We start from the raw sequence: 17781 nt of genomic DNA on the forward strand, positions 1-17781 counted from the left end.
GCAAATAGCTGTTGATATATCGTCTTTTCGGAAGCGATTCCGATGTGGCACGATAGCTTGTGGTAAGGCCTGTTATCGCCAGCTATCGCTTCGAGACCGTGTTCTCACCATAGTTTGCAACCCACATGTTTGCGCCGTCGAATGCCAACGCGAACGGTTGCGACCCCACTCTGTAGGTGCCCACCACCGCGCCTCCAGGCGTGCTGATCTTTGTCACAGAGTTGCTCGCAGAGTTTGCCACCCACCTCAAACGGCGGTATTCATGACACCGTTGCAACGGGCTTGACGCCGCGAGGCGCAGCTTTCGATGGTTATTGCATCGATCGCAGATGCCCCTTCAAATGGCTAGATCTGCGCGAGTCCGCCGTCCACAAAAAGTTCGATGCCGCTAATGTAGCTGCTCTCGTCTGAAGAAAGGAATACCACCGCCTTTGCCACTTCGTCGGGGGTTCCTACTCTCCCAAGTGGAATCGTCTCGGCGTTGGTCTTGAGAAAGGTTTCCATCTCTTGCTTAGAAAGACCGAGGCCGTCATAACCTGGAGTGGAAATGACGCCAGGGCTGACGGCATTCACGCGAATCTGCTGTCGCCTTAGATCTGTGGTCCATGAACGGGCGAATGAGCGCAAAGCTGCCTTGCTGGCACTGTAGATGCTGAATGCCGGCATGCCCTTGATCGATGCGATGGAGGCATTGAGGACGATGCTCGACCCTGAGGGCATCAGTGGAAGAGCCTTTTGCACCAGGAAGACGATCCCTTTGACGTTGGTAGAGAAGATCTTGTCAAAGTGCTCCTCGGTAATCACTCCCAACGGAAGGAACTCACCAATTCCGGCATTTGCGAACAGAATATCGAGCTTCCCCTTTGTTTCTCTGATCCTTGCGAGAATTTTCTCCACGTCGGAGATGAGCGAAGAATCGGTGCGAATCGCGATTGCGCTTGGACCCAACTCATTTGCCGCCGCCAGAAGCTCAGGTTCTCTCCGTCCTGTAAGGAACACGAAAGCACCTTCGTCAACGAAGCGTTTCGCTGTTGCGAGTCCTATTCCCGAACTGCCGCCAGTGATGAGCGCGACTTTATCTTGAAGTGCTTTGGTTGCTTTCATTTCTCACTTGCACTTTCGGAAACTTTTCAAAGACGTCAGAAGAGATCATCGCTGCGAGGTGTGTGATTGCTAACGGCCTGCTTTCCTGGTGTAGCTTCAGGCCGTGAGTGGCAACTACAAGTCCAGTTCGGTCAAGCCAGCGTGGTCGTCCGGCCGTCGTCCGAGGGGCCAATGAAACTTCCGTTCTGCATCTGCGATAAGCAGATCGTTAATGCAGGCGAAACGATGCCGCATCAGACCGTCCGCTGAAAATTCCCAGTTCTCGTTGCCGTAAGATCGATACCAATTCCCCGAGTCGTCGCGCCACTCGTATGCAAACCTCACGGCGATGCGGTCGTCGCTGAAGGCCCAGAGCTCTTTTGATCAATCGATAATCGATCTCTTTCACCCATTTTCGAGTAAGAAAGGCGACAATGTCCTGCCGTCCATTCACAAACTCGGACCGGTTCCTCCAACGCGAATCGACGGAATATCCCAGAGCTACTTTTTCGGGACTGCGCGAATTCCAGTTGTCTTCGGCCATGCGCACCTTTTGAACTGCGCTTTCGCGAGTAAAGGGCGGAAGTGGCGGACGAGTCGTCATAGTGTTCTCCTTTGAGTCAGGCTGCATGCTCACTCGTTATGATCATCAAGATTTGGATTGAGAGACGCTTCGGGAGATCACCTCTCCGTTCGGGCCTCCACACCACTGCTCATTCAGCGCGATCCTTTTGCCTGGGGACCGAGCCTCGATCAATCTGCCGGTGGCAACATAACCCGCTGTGACGGAAAGTACGAGGACGGCTCCTACCAATTTCGGTGGGCCGGGTAACGGAATGTCGAACCACCGACAACCGGCACCGATGAGGAAACCCACAAAGAGCCCCGTTATGATCTTCAGCATGGCTTTTCTCTCCTTATGTTGTCCGAGCCGTCTCAAACGCACGCACTAGCGGTACATCAACCAGGTGCTCACTTAAGAACCAAACCTGCAACTCATTGCTTCGCAGCACATCGCTGACGACCAGATCATTGGTGCCGTCGTCCCCTAATGCCGCTGCACGCCGAGCCAGTGGACGACATTGCCGGATGAGGATCTGATGCGCATCCAATAGGCGCGAGATCTGTACGGGCACTTCTTCACGTCCACGCGGAGGGCGCTCGATCCGCGTGGTCTCTGCAACATCGTGAGCCATCGCGATGCTCACTCCGCCGAGGAGCTGGATTCTTTCGGCAATGGAATCTACTAATTCGGATTGCTCGCCGTGATGCTTATCGAATAGCAGATGAAGCTGATAGAACGTTGGGCCTGCCACCTGCCAGTGGCATTTCTTATATAGATCCCGCAGCGTCATGGTGTCAGCGAGCAACTGGTTGAGTTGAGCCGTCATCTCGAGCCGAACCGGATGCTCCAACTCAAGCGGAAGCAGCATGATTGCCGATCCGTACGGCTGAATCTCCGCCGCTTTTTGGTGAAGTCGCGGCTGAGCGCTAACTTTGTGGGAAGTACCAGAATTCTCTTTCGAGGACATAGATCTCCTTGTTGCGACTCTCTCCGTCAGACACCTTGGTAGACCAACGCGACGAACGCACTTGGGCTCATGAAAGATTGCCCCCACTCCTCGTCATAGCGAGCTCCCGGTTTGGCGTCGATCACTTCGCTCAGCGTCCGCCCCTGTCTCTTGAAAACTGCCACCTTCTCGCGCATCTCGACGAGTACATCGCGGAACAAAGCAAGATCGGATCTTCCAGACACTGCGCCATGCCCGGGAACGATGATCGTATCTCTACTCACTTTGGACAGGTTCTCTTCCGCCGCGCGGATCTGTCCGTCGATGCTGCCTCCAGTCGAGTAGTCGATGAAAGGATATGAACGGTTCCAGAAGGTATCGCCCGCGTGGAAGATGTCAGCCTCTGTGAAGTGCACGGAGATGTCGGAATCGGTGTGGGCAGGTAGATAGTGCCTGAGTTCCATGGTGCTGCTGTTCACATGGAGCGTATGTTTCTCCTGGAAAACCTCGGACGGAATCGCGCCGGCCGGCGCTTTCAGGAAAGTATGATTCCAGCCGTCCACTCGCGTGTCTCGCAAGAGATGTTTGCGCGTGTTCTCCTGTGCCAGGATGCTAGCTCCAGCCTCATGCAACCACTCGTTGCCGCCCGTGTGATCAAAATGCCAATGAGTATTGATCAGTTGCCGAATGGGATCTTTGCTAATGCTCGCGAGAGCCGCAGAGACTTGACGCCGCGCGCTCACGATCTCCGCATCGACAAGTATCTTCCCGTCTGACCCAGCAAGTACCGCGATGTTCCCGCCCGGCCCCAGAAGAACACTCACATTGCGCCGGAGGGTCTGGACCTCTATCTTCGCCGTGGCCGACTGCTTGATGGCACCTTCCACCAAATCGTCTGCGTTTCCAAATAGCCGCATTGGAGCAACGTAGGCAGCCGCCACTGCGATTGCGCCTCCCACGAGAAACTGGCGACGAGAAAATTCGCGACGCATTCCGCTAATCATGTGCAGCCTCCTTGATTTCCCTCCTAAGTGCATGGGAAGTGCCAAAGGACAAAGCGCGGAAATACTGCGTACAACCATCGTTTTCGTGCGCGACTTCGCATAGATCGGAAATCACCGGACGCCGGAACGGTGTCAGCAGAATGACACCTGACGCGACAGAAGTTACACAACGGCCGATTGCTGGATCGCACTGCTCGCTCCCGGATGCCCGAAGCTGGAGCAGGGTGGGTGGTGCGAAAACACCAATGCTGCCTTCTCTTTTTGTCCGAAAACGGCTGAACGAATACGGCGACGTGAGCGTTTGGCAGACAAGATGCCCTAGCTACATGTAGTCAATATCCCAGCACCCCAATTCGATTTCAGGAGCAAGGAAATGAAAAACACTGGCGTATCCCTTGGGACGAACTTCCCCGTTCGCTATCAAACGGCACGTATCAAAAATCTTGACATCTTCTATCGGGAAGCCGGCTCGAAGGATGCCCCTGTCCTTCTGCTTCTTCATGGGTTTCCGACATCTTCAAACATGTTTCGAAACCTCATACCGCGGCTTGCGGGAACGTTCCGCTTGATCGCGCCGGACTATCCGGGCTACGGGTTGAGCAGCATGCCTGATCGCAAGGACTTTGCTTACACCTTCGAGAACTACGCACTTCTGATGGACGGACTGCTCGAGCAGCTCGGGGTTGATCGGTACTCGTTGTATGTGATGGATTACGGAGCGCCGGTTGGCTATCGGCTGGCTTTGCGGCATTCCGAGCGCGTGCAGGGGCTCGTTGTTCAGAACGGCAACGCATACGACGATGGGCTCCTCGCGTTCTGGGACCCGATCAAGAAGTATTGGAAAGATGGTTTGCCGGAGAGCCGCGCCGCGATCGAATTTCTGGTCGAAGCCAAGTCCACTCGCTGGCAGTACGAGAACGGCGTCAAAGACAAGACGCTTCTCGATCCGACAACTTGGACGCTGGACCAGATCGGTCTCGACCGCAAGGGGAATGTCGACATTCAAATGGACCTGATGTACGACTACCGAACCAACGTCCCTCTGTATCCGCAATTCCAGGCATTCTTCCGCAAGTATCAGCCGCCCACGTTGATCGTGTGGGGCAAGAACGACTTCATCTTTCCGGCGGAAGGCGCTGCGCCGTACAGCCACGACCTTAAGAAGATCGAAACTCACATGCTCGACACCGGACATTTCGCGCTTGAGACGCACGGAGAAGAGATCGCGAGTCGAATCGAAGACTTCTTCATCAAACAGCGAAGCCGGGCGGCCTAGACTCGTCGGGCAGGCGGTCGGTCGAGCCGCAACACGAGGTGCAATATGCCCTATTTCGGATCACTGGTGTTTACGCCGCTGGTCAAAGCTCTTCAGGAACGGTATGGGAGCCGACGGCAGTATGAGCGACTGGAAAAGTCCGCCGCGACGCCGGCCAGGATGAGCGCCGATGAAACGTCGTATATCGCCGAACGCGACACGTTTTACATGGCGACGATCGGCTCAACCGGCTGGCCCTACATCCAGCACCGCGGCGGCCCGAAGGGCTTTTTGAAAGTGATCGACGACAGCACGTTGGCGTTCGCGGACTTCCGCGGGAACAAACAGTACATCAGCACCGGCAACCTCATGAGCGACAACAGAGTGGCGCTCATTCTGATCGACTATCCCCGGCAACTCCGTCTCAAGGTGCTGGGCCGCGTCGAGATATTTGAAGGAGAGATTGCAGAGCAGTGGCTGAAGAAGGTCCGCGAGCCACAGTACAAAGCAATCGCGGAGAGAGTTTATGTCATACGAATCGAGGCTTTCGATTGGAACTGTCAACAGCACATCGTTCCGCGCTACACCGAAATGGAGATTCGCGAAGCAACTGTGATGTTTGAGCACCGCATGCAGGCGTTAATCGAAGAAAACCAGAGACTCACAGATCAACTCGCGCAGTGCCAGAGCGAGCCAGCCGTTCAGGAGAACAAAGGAGAGAAGCATGCCAACAATCAAAGTTAAAGATGGGACGCATATTTATTACAAGGACTGGGGCTCCGGACAGCCGATCGTCTTCAGCCATGGTTGGCCGCTTACCGCGGACGACTGGGACGCACAAATGCTGTTCTTTGGTCAACGCGGGTTCCGCGTGATTGCGCACGACCGCCGGGGACATGGCCGTTCCACTCAGACCTGGAACGGCAATGACATGGACACCTACGCGGACGATCTAGCCGCGCTCATCAAAGAACTTGATCTGAAGTCTGCCATCCACGTGGGCCACTCGACCGGCGGCGGAGAAGTCGCGCGGTACATCGGGCGTCACGGCTCGAAGCGCGTCAGTGCCGCGGTTCTCATAAGCGCAGTGCCCCCTTTGATGCTCAAGACAGCCAAGAACCCGGGCGGGCTACCCATTGAAGTGTTCGATGACTTGCGTGCGCAATATGCCAGAAACCGCCCGCAGTTCTACAAGGACATCACGCTCCCGTTCTACGGATATAACCGTCCGGGTACACAGATCTCGGACGGTATTCGGGAGAAGTGGTGGCTTCAGAGCATGATGGGCGGAATGAAAGCCGGATACGACTGCATCAAGGCGTTCTCGGAAACAGATTTCACTGAAGATCTGAAGAAGATCGACGTACCTACTCTGATTCTCCACGGAGACGACGACCAAATTGTGCCGATCGGAGCCGCGGCGCTTCAGTCGTCGAAACTCGTCAAAAACGCCACGTTGAAGGTCTATCCCGGATACCCACACGGCATGCCGACCACGCACGCCGACCAGATCAATGCCGATCTGCTCGCATTTATCCAGGAAAAGTGCGCCGCGGCAGCAGCTTAGCCGTCCCACGGAAGAACTGAAAGCAAAGAGGTGTACGATGCGACACACACTGGCGAGGATCGTAGGCTTCACCGCGATTCTGCTCTCATTGGGCAGCCTGACCGCACAATCCACTGACGAAGGCGTGCCGTTCCCAAATGGTTTTCGGAATTGGTTCCTGGTGAATTCAATGATCGTCACCAAAGACAGCCCGATCGCGGACCAACTGGGCGGCATGCACATCATTTATGTAAACGCGAAAGGGCTGCCGACGCTTAAGAAAAGCAGCCCGCTCCCTTACCCAGACGGAACTGTTTTTGCCGATGACGTCCACGAGTTCTTGCTGAAAGACGGCGCTTATGTCGAAGCACGTAAGAAAGTCGTCGCCGTCATGGTGAAGGACGCAAAGAAATACTCGGCGACGGGCGGGTGGGGATTCCAGGTGTGGACGGCGGGAGATCCATCGAAACCGCTCGTTCCTGACACTGCGCATGCAGCGAAAGCATGCTTCACGTGCCACACCCCGCAAAAGGCGCAGGACTATACGTTCTCGACCTACATTCCGTGAGAACGCGAAGCGCGAGAGTCACGCGCATGAAGGGACACTATGAAGCGGATCGTCTTACTGCTGTTACTCGCAGCTGCAAGTGGAATCGTTGCTTCCGATGAGAGTACTGCAAGTTCCGAAATCGTCATCCCGCCTGGATATAGAGACTGGAAATTGATCTCTGTCGCCCATGAAGAAGGCCAACTCAACGATATTCGCGCAATACTCGGCAACGATCTCGCGATCAAGGCCTACCGGGAGAAGGTTTTTCCCTTTCCTGATGGTGCGATCATTGCTCGGTTGGCCTGGAAGTACGAATCGTCCAAAGAAAATAACGAGGCTTTCGGCCGGGAACAATCTTATGTTGCCGGACTTCCCACAAACGTCCAGTTCATGGTTAAAGGCTCTGTGAAATATGCTGCCACGGGTGGATGGGCTTTTGCTCAATTCAAAGAAGGCAAGCTCGACGAAAAGGCAGACTTGAGGACCTGCTTCCCGTGCCACCAGCCGGTAAAAACACGTGATTTCGTGTTCACTCGGTATGCACCTTAAGCCCGAACGCCGCAGGGCGCCGCTCGCCATTTCCGTCAGTCAGTCAGAACAGGACCGCAGCCGCCGGTGATACACTCTTTGCAACCTTGGAACCGTGCTTCTCCTAAAAATACGCGACTCTGAGCGGTGGGTGGGTTTTGGCGGTCGCTGCAAGCAAGTCGATCCGGATCCTCAGCGTGGAAGACCACCCGGTCGTTCGCGAAGGACTTGTTTCGATTATCGGTTCTCAGCCGGACATGGTGCTCGTCGCCCAAGCCACCAATGGTAGCGATGCCATTGCTCAGTTCCGCACCCATCACCCTGACATCACTCTGATGGATCTTCGCCTCCCTGGCATCAGCGGCACAGATGCGCTGATCTCAATCCGTGGCGAGTTTCCCAGGGCACGCGTCATTATTCTCACGACATCCGACAGCCATACGGAAATCGACCGCGCTCTGCGCGCAGGCGCTGCGGCCTATATTCTGAAGAGCATGCCCATGAACGAGATGCTTGCCGTGATTCGCTCGGTGCATGCCGGCGCACGCCACATTCCGCAGGAAGTGGCTTCCCGACTCGCCGAGAATATTGGAGAAGAAAGCCTAACCTCGCGGGAACTAGAAGTGCTGCATCTGATTCGCGATGGCCATCGCAACAAGCAGATCGCGGATGAGCTGTCGATTTCAGAAACCACGGTGAATTTCCATATCAAGAACATTGTGGGCAAGATGGGAGCAAACGATCGCACCCATGCTGTAACGATCGCAGTTCGCCGCGGCCTTCTTCAGATCTGAACTTCGCATCGCCCTGTTGGAAACCACAGGTGAACCGCCTGTGGATCCTGGTAGTCCGTCGATGTCACGAACCCGATAACGTATGGGTTGCTAAAGCAAATCGATCCCTACCGTTTGTCTTCCTCATGCATCAGCAGTGTTCGGACGAGCATTTCACAGTTGGTTGTTCAAGCGTGTTTTCGTACTGCCGAGCAGCACAAAACCGAACATCGGCCGAATTGAGGGCAGCATGGGAATCTGTAATCCGGGAAAAATCGCTTCCACCCAATGGCTCTCGATTAGTCTTCTTCTGTTCTGCATCATCACGCCCGGTTACGCCCTCAATCCTAAGAGTCACATCACACAATTCGGCCACACCGCTTGGCGTGTGCAAGACGGAATCTTCACTGGCACGCCCAGAACCTTGGCGCAGACGAAGGATGGATATCTTTGGATAGGGACGACGGCCGGATTGGTTCGTTTCGACGGCGTGCGGTTTTCTCCCTGGAGTCCTGCGAATGGTGAAAAGCTCCCGTCGAAGAGAATTAACTCGTTGCTCGGATCAACGGACGGGAGCCTCTGGATCGGAACGAGTGTTGGCCTTAGTCGTTGGCAAGACAACCGCCTAATCAGCTATTCGGATTTGCACGGAGTTACAACGGCAATTTTTGAGGATAGAGACAAAGCGGTCTGGGCCGCCATTTCACCTTCACCATCCAACACGCCATTGTGTCAGATTAGCGACTCCGCGATCCACTGTTATGGAACTGCCGATGGCATATCGCCTCATCGTCTCTGGCCAATTGCAAAAGATGGTGAAGGAAATTTCTGGATCGGCGGCGACGAGTTAGTTCGCTGGAATTTGAAATCACACAGGAGTTACGAGGTCATCGGAGCCGAACATAGCAATGCGTCGGTGAGCTCAATCATTCCCGGAAGCGACGGGTCGTTATGGGTCGGGATCGATACCAAAGGTCCCAGGTTCGGCCTGCAGAGACTTGCCGGCGGTGCGTGGAAGCCCTTCGTAACCCCCGAGTTTAATGGCACGACTGTCGCTGTGAACGCGTTGCTCCTTGACCGTGACAATGCCCTTTGGGTCGGTACCGCCAGCAATGGGATTTACCGAATCTACGACGGAGCGGTTGAGCACTTTAGCAATGCGGATGGCCTGTCCAGCGATTTCGTTTACAAGTTTCTTGAAGATGCCGAAGGGACTGTGTGGGCCGTTACCGCGAAAGGCATCGATAATTTTCGAGAATTAAAGGTCACGACCTTTTCCACACGCGAAGGTCTCGCTGCGGAGGAAGTCGATTCCGTTTTCGCTACCCACGATGGCGGCATCTGGGTGGGAGGCCCCAGCTCTTTAGAAGTCCTTCGGAACAGCCGGATATCTTCAGTCTTGGCGGAACTCCACCTCTCAGGAGCAGCCACATCCTTTCTTGAAGACCGTACCCACCGACTCTGGATCGGCATAGATGACACTTTGACGGTCTACGATGGTCGCAAAGTCCAGCGGATCGCACGTAGCGATGGCAGCCCGATGGGAATGGTCTATTCGATGACCGAGGATACTGCGGGCGACTTATGGGTCGAGACCCGCGGGCGACTCACGCGCATTCGAGGGTTAAAAGCGGTTGAAGAGCTTCGTCCGCCGCAGGTCCCCTCAGCATTCCGGGTCGTTGCCGATGCGAAGGGTGGCGTATGGCTCGGGCTGGCAAATGGCGATCTGGCGCACTATCAGAACGGCCACGCCGAGACATTTCACTTCAGACACAGCAGCGACACGCGAGTGGAGCAACTGGATGTAAATGCAGATGGCTCGGTGGTCGGAGCCACGGCAGACGGGCTTGTGGGATGGCGGAACGGGACCCTGGCGACACTTACGACGCAGAACGGCCTTCCTTGCGACATTGCCTACGCGTCTCATTTCGATCGTGCAGAAAACCTTTGGATCTACATGCAATGCGGGCTCGTCGAGATCAAGAAAGATCAGGTGCAAAGCTGGTGGCAACACCCCGACGCGGCGGTCAAGTATGAGTTATTCGATGTGTTCGATGGGGCACAGCCAGGCCGAGCGCCGTTCGGAGGCGTGACGAGAGACTCAGAAGGACGCTTGTGGTTCGCCAGTGGCGTGGTGTTGCAAACCGTCGATCCGGAGCACCTTTTGTCGAATTCCGTGCTGCCTCCTGTCCAGGTTGAGTCGATCGTTGCGGACCGCCGGAATTACATACCTCAGCTCGGACTTCGCCTGCCACCGCTCACACGAAATCTCGAGATCGACTACACCGCTCTGAGCTTCGTGGTGCCGCAGAAGGTGTACTTCCGATACAAACTTGAGGGCCGCGATGAGAGCTGGCAGGAGTCAGGCACCAGACGTCAAGCTTTCTATACCGATTTGCGTCCTGGGAACTATCGTTTCCGTGTAATGGCTTCGAACAACGACGGTATCTGGAACGAGCAAGGTGCAACGGTGGCCTTCTCCGTCGCAGCTGCTTGGTATCAAACCAACTTATTCCGTCTCTTCTTGCTCTTCACTGCGATCTTCATCGCATGGCTGCTTTATCAAATGCGAGTCCGCCAGATTGCGAAAGCGATCAGCGCACGATTCGATGAGCGACTCGCCGAACGTACTCGGTTGGCGCGGGAACTTCACGACACTTTTCTTCAAACCTTGCAGGGCAGCAAAATGGTAGCCGAAGTTGCGCTTAACGGGCCCGCCGATCCTGTTCGCATGCGTAACGCAATCCAGCGCGTACTGGAATGGCTTGACAAGGCAATTCACGAGGGCCGAGCCGCTCTGCATTCTCTTCGGAGTTCCACCGTCATGGGGAATGATTTGGCCGAGGCCTTTCAGCGTGCCACCGAGGACTGTCGCCTGCAAGGAATCAACGAAGTCTCATTCGTCGCGGAAGGCATCTCGACAGAAATGCACCCCATCATTCGCGATGAAATTTATCGTATCGGCTACGAGGCGATCCGGAATGCGTGTCAGCACTCCGAGGCCGGCCGTCTTCAAGTTCGGCTATCGTACGGGGCAGATCTCGCGCTGCGGGTGTCGGACAATGGCAAGGGGATCGAGCCGAAAATCGTCACTCTGGGAAAAGACGGACACTACGGATTACAGGGGATGCGAGAACGGGCACAACGCATTGGCGCAAAGCTCCTTATCGAGAGTTTGCCAACCTCCGGCACTACTCTCGAATTGATCGTTCCCGGCCACGTCGTCTTTCAGAATCCAAGATCGACTTGGTCGAGCCGCCTACAGAAACTGACGGCCTTCTTTCGCAGTCCTGATAATCCGGCTTGATGGTTTTTAACCCTGCAGATAAATGTAGGCTACCCACCTGTGGTTTCCGAGGTGTTCGGAATTCCGAAATCTTACTAGTCTTCTGCAATCGGCCGTGGGGGATCATCGGAGGACATCCATGAGCGGGAACCTTTCTGGCATCTCTCGATCAGGCGAGATCTTCGGCAGCATTCTCCTAATCGATCCTGCGCTTGCTCGTCCAGCGCTCGTCCAACACCAACGAGTTGGAGAAATCCACTTGCGAACTTCCCCTCGCTTCAACGTGACCAGCAGTGAAATACCTAGCTTCGAGGGAATTGTCGGCTCCAGTTCGTCCTTGAGCAGAGCTTTGGATCGGGTGATGACCGTCGCACCGACGGATGCTACTGTTTTAATCCACGGCGAGACCGGGACTGGTAAAGAATTGATCGCGCAGGCAGTGCACCGTCTTGGTCGGCGTCGTAATGGCCGCTTCGTACGATTCAATTGCGCCGCGATTCCTCTCGGCTTGCTCGAAAGTGAACTCTTTGGCCATGAAAAAGGAGCGTTCACCGGCGCCGTCGCCCGCAAGATCGGCCGCTTTGAACTCGCTAACAACGGAACGCTGTTCCTCGATGAAATTGGTGACATCCCTCTCGAGTTGCAGGCAAAGTTGTTGCGTGTGCTTCAGGAACGGGAGTTTGAACGATTGGGCAGCAATCAGACCCTGCATGTTAACGTACGCCTAATCGCCGCCAGTCACCGAGATCTTCGCCAAATGGTACGCGAAGGCAAGTTTCGGGAGGATCTTTTCTACCGGCTGAACATCTTCCCTATTACGGTTCCAGCGTTGCGTGAACGTCGTGACGATATTCCCGCCCTCATTCGGTATTTCGCTGAGGATTGCGTTCGCCGCTTAGACCGTCGGGTCAATCTCGTTCCCCTCGAAACAGTACGAGCTCTGACCGAATATGACTGGCCTGGCAACATTCGCGAGCTCCAGAATTTCATGGAACGATCAGTGATCCTATCGCAAGGTGTCGAACTACAAGCCCCTCTCGACGATCTCCGCTGGTCAAAACCGGTGAATGGGCCGGAGACTCAAACGTTATCCCAAGCAGAATACGGGCATATCCTAAGCGTCTTAAAAACGACGAACTGGGTAGTCGGCGGCCCAGCGGGTGCTGCCCTGAAATTGGGGTTGAAGCGTACCACATTGATCGGGAAGATGAGAAAGCTTGGCCTCTCGCGTTCGCGCGAAGCGAGCGTACAGCATAGCGGCACAGTCACGAATCGCTGATGAGTTTACGTATCACTCCTCGACATGAACATCGACTTGATGCTAATTGTGCGGAGTGGGGTAGCTTGGGGCAGGATGGGGATGGTGACGGCATTTTGCTTTAGCTGGCGAAGTTGGTCTGGCAGTCCGCAATAGTGGACGACGCATTCCGTAAGCACTTCCTTACCTTGGCCCTCCTTCACATCCGGGCGGTGGCCATCCTCAGGGTCCTATCTTCAGCAGCCGTCGCCAGCCTCCTACCTTGCTCCGTGCGGGAATAGCGACGCTCTCTGTTGCATCGTTGCGGTGTTGCCCACCACACATCTCTTCGGTCACGCTTCGACCATGATGACTCGTTCAGTCTCCCCGTTACCAGCGGGGAGGCGGATTGCCTATTCAGGACCTACAGTCACGGCTCGCGCCGGACCATGTTATCGAGCTGGCCTCTCCGCTTGGGCTTCCCCGCGCTGCCGTCCGCGACGGCAGAACTCTTCGTAGTCGATTTCTTCGCGCAGCATGATCCACAACCGCACTCCCAGCTTGCGTGCGGCTGCTACCAGCGCGATCCCCAGGCCCTTCTGCGCCAGCTTGCGACGGTAGAAGCGCCGTAGATCTTCGTCTTTGATCACGGCATGTCGCGCCGCTTCGCACCACAGCATGCGCAGCATGGCGTTGCCTTGTTTCGTGAGCTTGCCCAGGCGCTGCTTGCCCGCGCTCGAGTGCTCGCACGGGATCATGCCCACGTAGCTGGCCACTGCCTTGCCATCTGCGAAGCGGGTTGCATCGCCGAGGAACACCTCCGTCGCCAGCGATGTGATCGGCCCTACGCCCGGATGCGTCATCAACAGCCGTGCCAGCGGACGCTCTCGTGCCACGCGCTCGGCTTCTTTATCCAGCCGCTCGATCTCCTGATGCAGTTGCACGCGCAACCGCATCAGTTCGTCGCGCCGCATGCCGCTGAGCGGCGGCAACGCTAGCTCGCCTATCGTCCGCTGCCCGGCCTTGCTCCATAAACTCGCGCCGCGGCGAATCCCATGCGTTAGCGCGATCGACTGCAACGCATTCTGCAGCCGCACGCGAATCCGCACCCACTGCTCACGATGTCGCAGCAGGGCGCGCACGTCGCGCTGCTCCATCGAGGGCATCCAAATTTTCGGGAACCGGTTCTCCGCCAGCAGCCGCAGCAACAATCGCGCGTCGCGACGGTCGTTCTTCTGTTTGCGCGGCTCCCCGGCACGGATCTGCGCCGGATGTCCAACCACGCACTCCACTTCGAGCTCTTCCATCAACTCGAGAAACCACTGCATCGCGCCGGTCGCTTCTATGCCCACCCGCACCGGTCGCGGTAGTCCCGCATAGAACGCCCGCACCTGGTCGCCTTCATGCTCAAGGCGGCGCTCTTCGAGTTCGCCCGTTTCCACGTCCAGCATCGCAATCGTCTGCTGTCGTGCATGCAAATCGCAGCCTATAATGCGCATCTCGGCCTCCTTCGCCCGAGTCACTTACGGTTTCGAACCCAGAAAGTGTACTCGCCGCGCTTGAGGCCGACTTCGTTATGCCATCAGCCCTTACCACTAGTAATCGTTCAGGACGAAGGTTGTCCAGCGCCCGAAGGTATCGTAATTTGAAAACGATTTTCAGAATCGAAAATTCGGCATATATGTACGAAAATGAATCCCGGTGGGCTATCGTGAAATAGCCCCCAAGATTTCACCCGCCCCCCCAAGCCGACCACGCCGGACTATTCCCTGCCGTCTCCGGCCACCTCGGCCACTCCGGCCACGCGGTTTTCGTACTATCCGTCCCCCAACCACAGTAAGTAGTAGTAGTTAGCGTGATTGTGTTCATAGTTCATTTACGATGTGGCCGGAGTGGCCGGAGGTGGTTCTTCCTTGAGCCTCACGCCAACGAAGTACCAGGCCTTACCTTTTCCGTGAGGTGATGTCTCTCCAGTTTTGCGTCTTAGCCGGGAATACTTGATGTCTGGCTGGTGCTTCAGTTCGCGCAATATCACATCATCAGGACCCTCGCGCCCCGACGATGAGACGACGATACCCGTCGTACTTTGCTCACGCACCCAGGAGTTAACAACTCGCTCCACATCGGCGGCAGGAGTCTCCGCACCATCCACGATTTCCAGGCAGTCATCGCGAAACTGTTTCGTGATATCCAACTCAGAGAAGAGCTGTTCCGTCTCAGCCAACACACTTGCCGGTGGCCGCAACCCGTTCTCAATGACGTCGGGGCACAGCGTCACGAAGCGGTAGAGGATTCCGGGCAACTCGACATGTTGCAAGACGTGGTCGAGGTTTGTGTCCTCACGCCCGGTGAAGTTCGCGAGGAATGGAATCATATGCACGCGTCCGCGAAAGGCCGGGTCCGCCGGTAGCTGCGGTCGGTCATTCGTCGGCAACAGCACTTTATGAGTAGGCTTGAAAGCCTGCTGGTCCTGCCGCATGTTCGCACCGGTCAATGTGTCGCCTCCGGAAATCAGTTTCAACATGGAGGTGTTGAGATTGCCCGCGACGCTTTCGTTAACTGTTGCCAGCCGCCTACCCTTCAAATTGGCGAAGGTCCGCTTTGCTGCTTCGTCGCCAAACTTCGAAACTGTGATTTCACCCGGGCGGAGTGGCCAGGCAAATTTCCCGTCGCCAAGGATTGCGGTCAGCGTTCGTATAAGGACGCCTTTGCCATTTCGGCCACGCCCCCACAGGAAAAAAAGAGCTTGGAACGGGATGGCCGTCAGACACAGAGCACAAAGCCGAAGCAGGTAATTCGCAAGTGGACCATCGCCGCAGGTTATTTCGCTGATGAAGCGGTCGAAGCGGGGCGTTGGACAGTTTGGGTCCGGCGCTACGTCAATACGTTGGGTGATGTAATCTTCGCGACGCATATCCCGGGTTGCGTTGGTGCGAAGGTCAATCAATCGACAGTTCGGCAAACCCAGCAAGTGCGGGTCTCGGTCAAACAGTTCCCCTTTAACGGGAGGCAAGTATGGCTTGACGCATCTCACCACACCGCCGATAAAGGCGGCGTCATAAAACCGCATACGGGAATCTGGACCCTTTTCTGGCTTCGGGTAACGGGGATGGAGGTCCTTGAGATAGTCCGCAACGGCACGCCATAAGAGCGTGTCATCTTCAGAGATGTCCCACCGTGTTTTTACCCACTGCGCGATTGGCCGTTTGGGTTGGTCGTAGATGCACACAAAATCGTGGTTATCCCGAAGGAATGCTTCAGCCAATGTCGCATGCGCGATGAGCGGCAGCGAACCGCCACCAAACACAGCCTCTGGTCCGAACGAAAACAACCGTCCCGGATGACGCTTCTCCAATTCGGTTCTAAACTCGCGCCAATGCCGCTCCGTGCAATGCGAGTGCAGACAGTGAAACCCGTTGCCTACGCCCTCGATGAAAGACACCGTTGTATCCCTGCGAGTCTCTCCGCTGTGCTCCTCTGCCCACGGGCATTCAATCTCAACCCGAAATCCATCTCTGACTGAGCGCGGCTTTGAGCGCACGGACACCCCGTAGTAGTCAAGGAACTCCATTAAGCGAGACAGGTTCAAATCATCTGCTTGCTCAGGTGTCTTGTGAGAAGACAAGCGTATAGAGCTAATCGAACCTAATTGCTGCGCCGTCACGGCTGTCTCCGACCCTTTCGACACGATTGCGGACAGCCTCCACGGGCGCTCTTCTATATGCTGCCCCTTTCGGGCCCAGGTGCCATACAGCTTACATAATCGCGAAGCGTTGAAGTTTCCCGCGTCCACCATTGAAAAGAGGTCATGCAAGCGTGCTAATGTCCCGCGCACCAATTCTGTAGACGCGTAGTCATTTGGCAATTCAATGTGATAAAGCAAGTGCCAACCGTTCCCCGAGTCACACAATTCCGGCTGGGGCCAACATCGGCTGCTGAGGTAGTTGCGCACCTGCTCAGCTTGCTCACGCGCTGCGTCCTTCTCAGATACTGTGCTGTTCGTGTTAGCAGCCCGAGGCGGGTCCACGTCGATGAGCAGCCAAATGCGTTTTTCAATGTCAGAATCGCCCGCCGTTTTATGCGCAGCGATTAGGGTCTTCGGATTCAGCGGAACCCCTGTTGGAAGCTTTACCGGGTTAAGGGTGAAGTAGGCGCCCTTGTACGACGGCTCACTTTTAACAGCATTCAGAGCGGCTTCCCAAGAATTAAAGTATCCAACGGCGACACCGGACTCCCGCAAGACGCGTACTTCATGGACTCCGTAAAACGGCGTCATAATTTCCCCCGATTGATTAAGTCATTCACCGTGGTCACGCATCGTCCTGGTTTGTGGAACACGTCGCGTCTCCAACGCTCCTTGCGCTTGGTCTCGTTCTCCGCGAGTCTGGGAATTTTCCAATCTTCGCGGTCGACGAGCAGCTGCGCGCATTCGATTCCGACGAGCACTTGCCGGTTTGTGCTTTCGTGTTGAAGGGTGTGGATAAACCGCAGATTTGTATTGCCGCATGCGTCGCATTGTGGACCAGTAACATAGACTCCTGAACGCTGCGGAAACTTTACGAGCGTCTCGCAGTCCAGATAGACCCATTGACCAATCGTGGCTGTGAACTCTGATTTCATCCGATTTTGAACTCTCATCGTTTAATCTCCGTCGAGTATCGGGGGCTCAAACTTCGCGGGCTCAGCTCCAAGTTCGCTTCGTCCCCCAGCGGCTCATGGGCGCACGGAGCCCGTAGCGGGCTGACCCTGCCTGCGAAGGAATACGGATCCGACGCCCTCGCAGAGAAGGATCTTGCCTTCCCACTACTATTATTCGTTTAACGCCAGTTTTTCGTACCCTTGATGATTCCGATGTCCTGAAGCGCCTTCCACAGCGTGTAATTTTCGTATGCCTCTGAGGCGAACAGTTCTCGAATTCGGGAGCGACGCTTTCTTATTGCGCCTTCTGAGACGCCAACGCGTCGTGCGAGTTCAACATTAGATAGTTTGGATGGAAACGCTTCGATCA

15 protein-coding genes and 1 pseudogene are annotated in these 17781 nt (G+C 55.7%); 8 read left to right on the top strand and 8 right to left on the bottom strand.

Going from position 1 to position 17781, the window contains the following annotated elements; genetic code table 11:
- Window positions 1-82: 82 nt before the first annotated feature.
- From ACID345_RS27405 to ACID345_RS19380, 6 genes and pseudogenes are all read right to left on the bottom strand, one after another.
- Window positions 83-217 carry a hypothetical protein gene (locus tag ACID345_RS27405; protein ID WP_266190032.1) on the bottom strand — a complete coding sequence of 45 codons (135 nt, stop codon included), beginning with the start codon at window positions 215-217 and terminating at the stop codon, window positions 83-85.
- A 128-nt stretch (window positions 218-345) separates the two neighbouring features.
- Window positions 346-1104 (bottom strand): glucose 1-dehydrogenase, encoded by a 759-nt coding sequence (locus ACID345_RS19365; protein ID WP_011524538.1) that lies wholly within the window; start codon window positions 1102-1104, stop codon window positions 346-348.
- A gap of 114 nt (window positions 1105-1218) precedes the next feature.
- A pseudogene (locus tag ACID345_RS26395) lies at window positions 1219-1687 on the bottom strand (DUF1348 family protein).
- A 45-nt stretch (window positions 1688-1732) separates the two neighbouring features.
- Window positions 1733-1987 (bottom strand): DUF1427 family protein, encoded by a 255-nt coding sequence (locus tag ACID345_RS27565; protein ID WP_011524539.1) that lies wholly within the window; start codon window positions 1985-1987, stop codon window positions 1733-1735.
- 13 nt (window positions 1988-2000) lie between these two features.
- Window positions 2001-2615 carry a Dps family protein gene (locus tag ACID345_RS19375; RefSeq protein WP_011524540.1) on the bottom strand — a complete coding sequence of 205 codons (615 nt, stop codon included), beginning with the start codon at window positions 2613-2615 and terminating at the stop codon, window positions 2001-2003.
- A 26-nt stretch (window positions 2616-2641) separates the two neighbouring features.
- A complete protein-coding gene (locus tag ACID345_RS19380; RefSeq protein ID WP_011524541.1) occupies window positions 2642-3598 on the bottom strand; it encodes an MBL fold metallo-hydrolase in 957 nt (318 codons plus the stop codon).
- 373 nt (window positions 3599-3971) lie between these two features.
- Between ACID345_RS19380 and ACID345_RS19385 the strand changes: the two genes are divergently transcribed.
- The 8 genes from ACID345_RS19385 (at window position 3972) to ACID345_RS26400 (ending at window position 12815) form a co-directional block, all read left to right on the top strand.
- Entirely contained in the window at window positions 3972-4874 is a 903-nt protein-coding gene (locus ACID345_RS19385; RefSeq protein WP_011524542.1) for an alpha/beta fold hydrolase, read from the top strand.
- Window positions 4875-4919: 45 nt separating this feature from the next.
- A complete protein-coding gene (locus ACID345_RS19390; protein ID WP_011524543.1) occupies window positions 4920-5597 on the top strand; it encodes a pyridoxamine 5'-phosphate oxidase family protein in 678 nt (225 codons plus the stop codon).
- Window positions 5578-6420: an alpha/beta fold hydrolase gene (locus ACID345_RS19395; RefSeq protein ID WP_011524544.1), complete on the top strand. Its 843-nt coding sequence runs from the start codon at window positions 5578-5580 to the stop codon at window positions 6418-6420. Before ACID345_RS19390 ends, ACID345_RS19395 begins: the two co-directional genes overlap by 20 nt.
- Window positions 6421-6457: 37 nt before the next feature.
- The gene (locus ACID345_RS19400) at window positions 6458-6967 is read left to right on the top strand and encodes a cytochrome P460 family protein (RefSeq protein ID WP_011524545.1); all 510 of its coding nucleotides are present in this window, start codon (window positions 6458-6460) and stop codon (window positions 6965-6967) included.
- A gap of 39 nt (window positions 6968-7006) precedes the next feature.
- Window positions 7007-7498, top strand: a complete 492-nt coding sequence (locus ACID345_RS19405) for a cytochrome P460 family protein (protein WP_011524546.1) — start codon at window positions 7007-7009, stop codon at window positions 7496-7498.
- Window positions 7499-7635: 137 nt separating this feature from the next.
- Complete coding sequence (locus tag ACID345_RS19410) at window positions 7636-8271, top strand: response regulator (protein ID WP_011524547.1); 636 nt, start codon at window positions 7636-7638, stop codon at window positions 8269-8271.
- An 841-nt stretch (window positions 8272-9112) separates the two neighbouring features.
- The gene (locus tag ACID345_RS19415; protein WP_187148861.1) at window positions 9113-11557 is read left to right on the top strand and encodes a sensor histidine kinase; all 2445 of its coding nucleotides are present in this window, start codon (window positions 9113-9115) and stop codon (window positions 11555-11557) included.
- A 118-nt stretch (window positions 11558-11675) separates the two neighbouring features.
- Window positions 11676-12815, top strand: a complete 1140-nt coding sequence (locus tag ACID345_RS26400) for a sigma-54 interaction domain-containing protein (RefSeq protein ID WP_011524549.1) — start codon at window positions 11676-11678, stop codon at window positions 12813-12815.
- A 410-nt stretch (window positions 12816-13225) separates the two neighbouring features.
- On the opposite strand, the gene ACID345_RS19425 is transcribed toward ACID345_RS26400, so the two are convergent.
- Both ACID345_RS19425 and ACID345_RS25855 read right to left on the bottom strand, forming a co-directional pair.
- Window positions 13226-14272 carry an IS110 family transposase gene (locus ACID345_RS19425; protein ID WP_011524550.1) on the bottom strand — a complete coding sequence of 349 codons (1047 nt, stop codon included), beginning with the start codon at window positions 14270-14272 and terminating at the stop codon, window positions 13226-13228.
- A gap of 377 nt (window positions 14273-14649) precedes the next feature.
- Window positions 14650-17049 carry a DNA primase family protein gene (locus ACID345_RS25855; protein WP_011524551.1) on the bottom strand — a complete coding sequence of 800 codons (2400 nt, stop codon included), beginning with the start codon at window positions 17047-17049 and terminating at the stop codon, window positions 14650-14652.
- Window positions 17050-17781: the final 732 nt, after the last annotated feature.

The sequence above is a fragment of the Candidatus Koribacter versatilis Ellin345 genome, from assembly GCF_000014005.1.
Lineage (GTDB): Bacteria > Acidobacteriota > Terriglobia > Terriglobales > Acidobacteriaceae > Korobacter > Korobacter versatilis_A.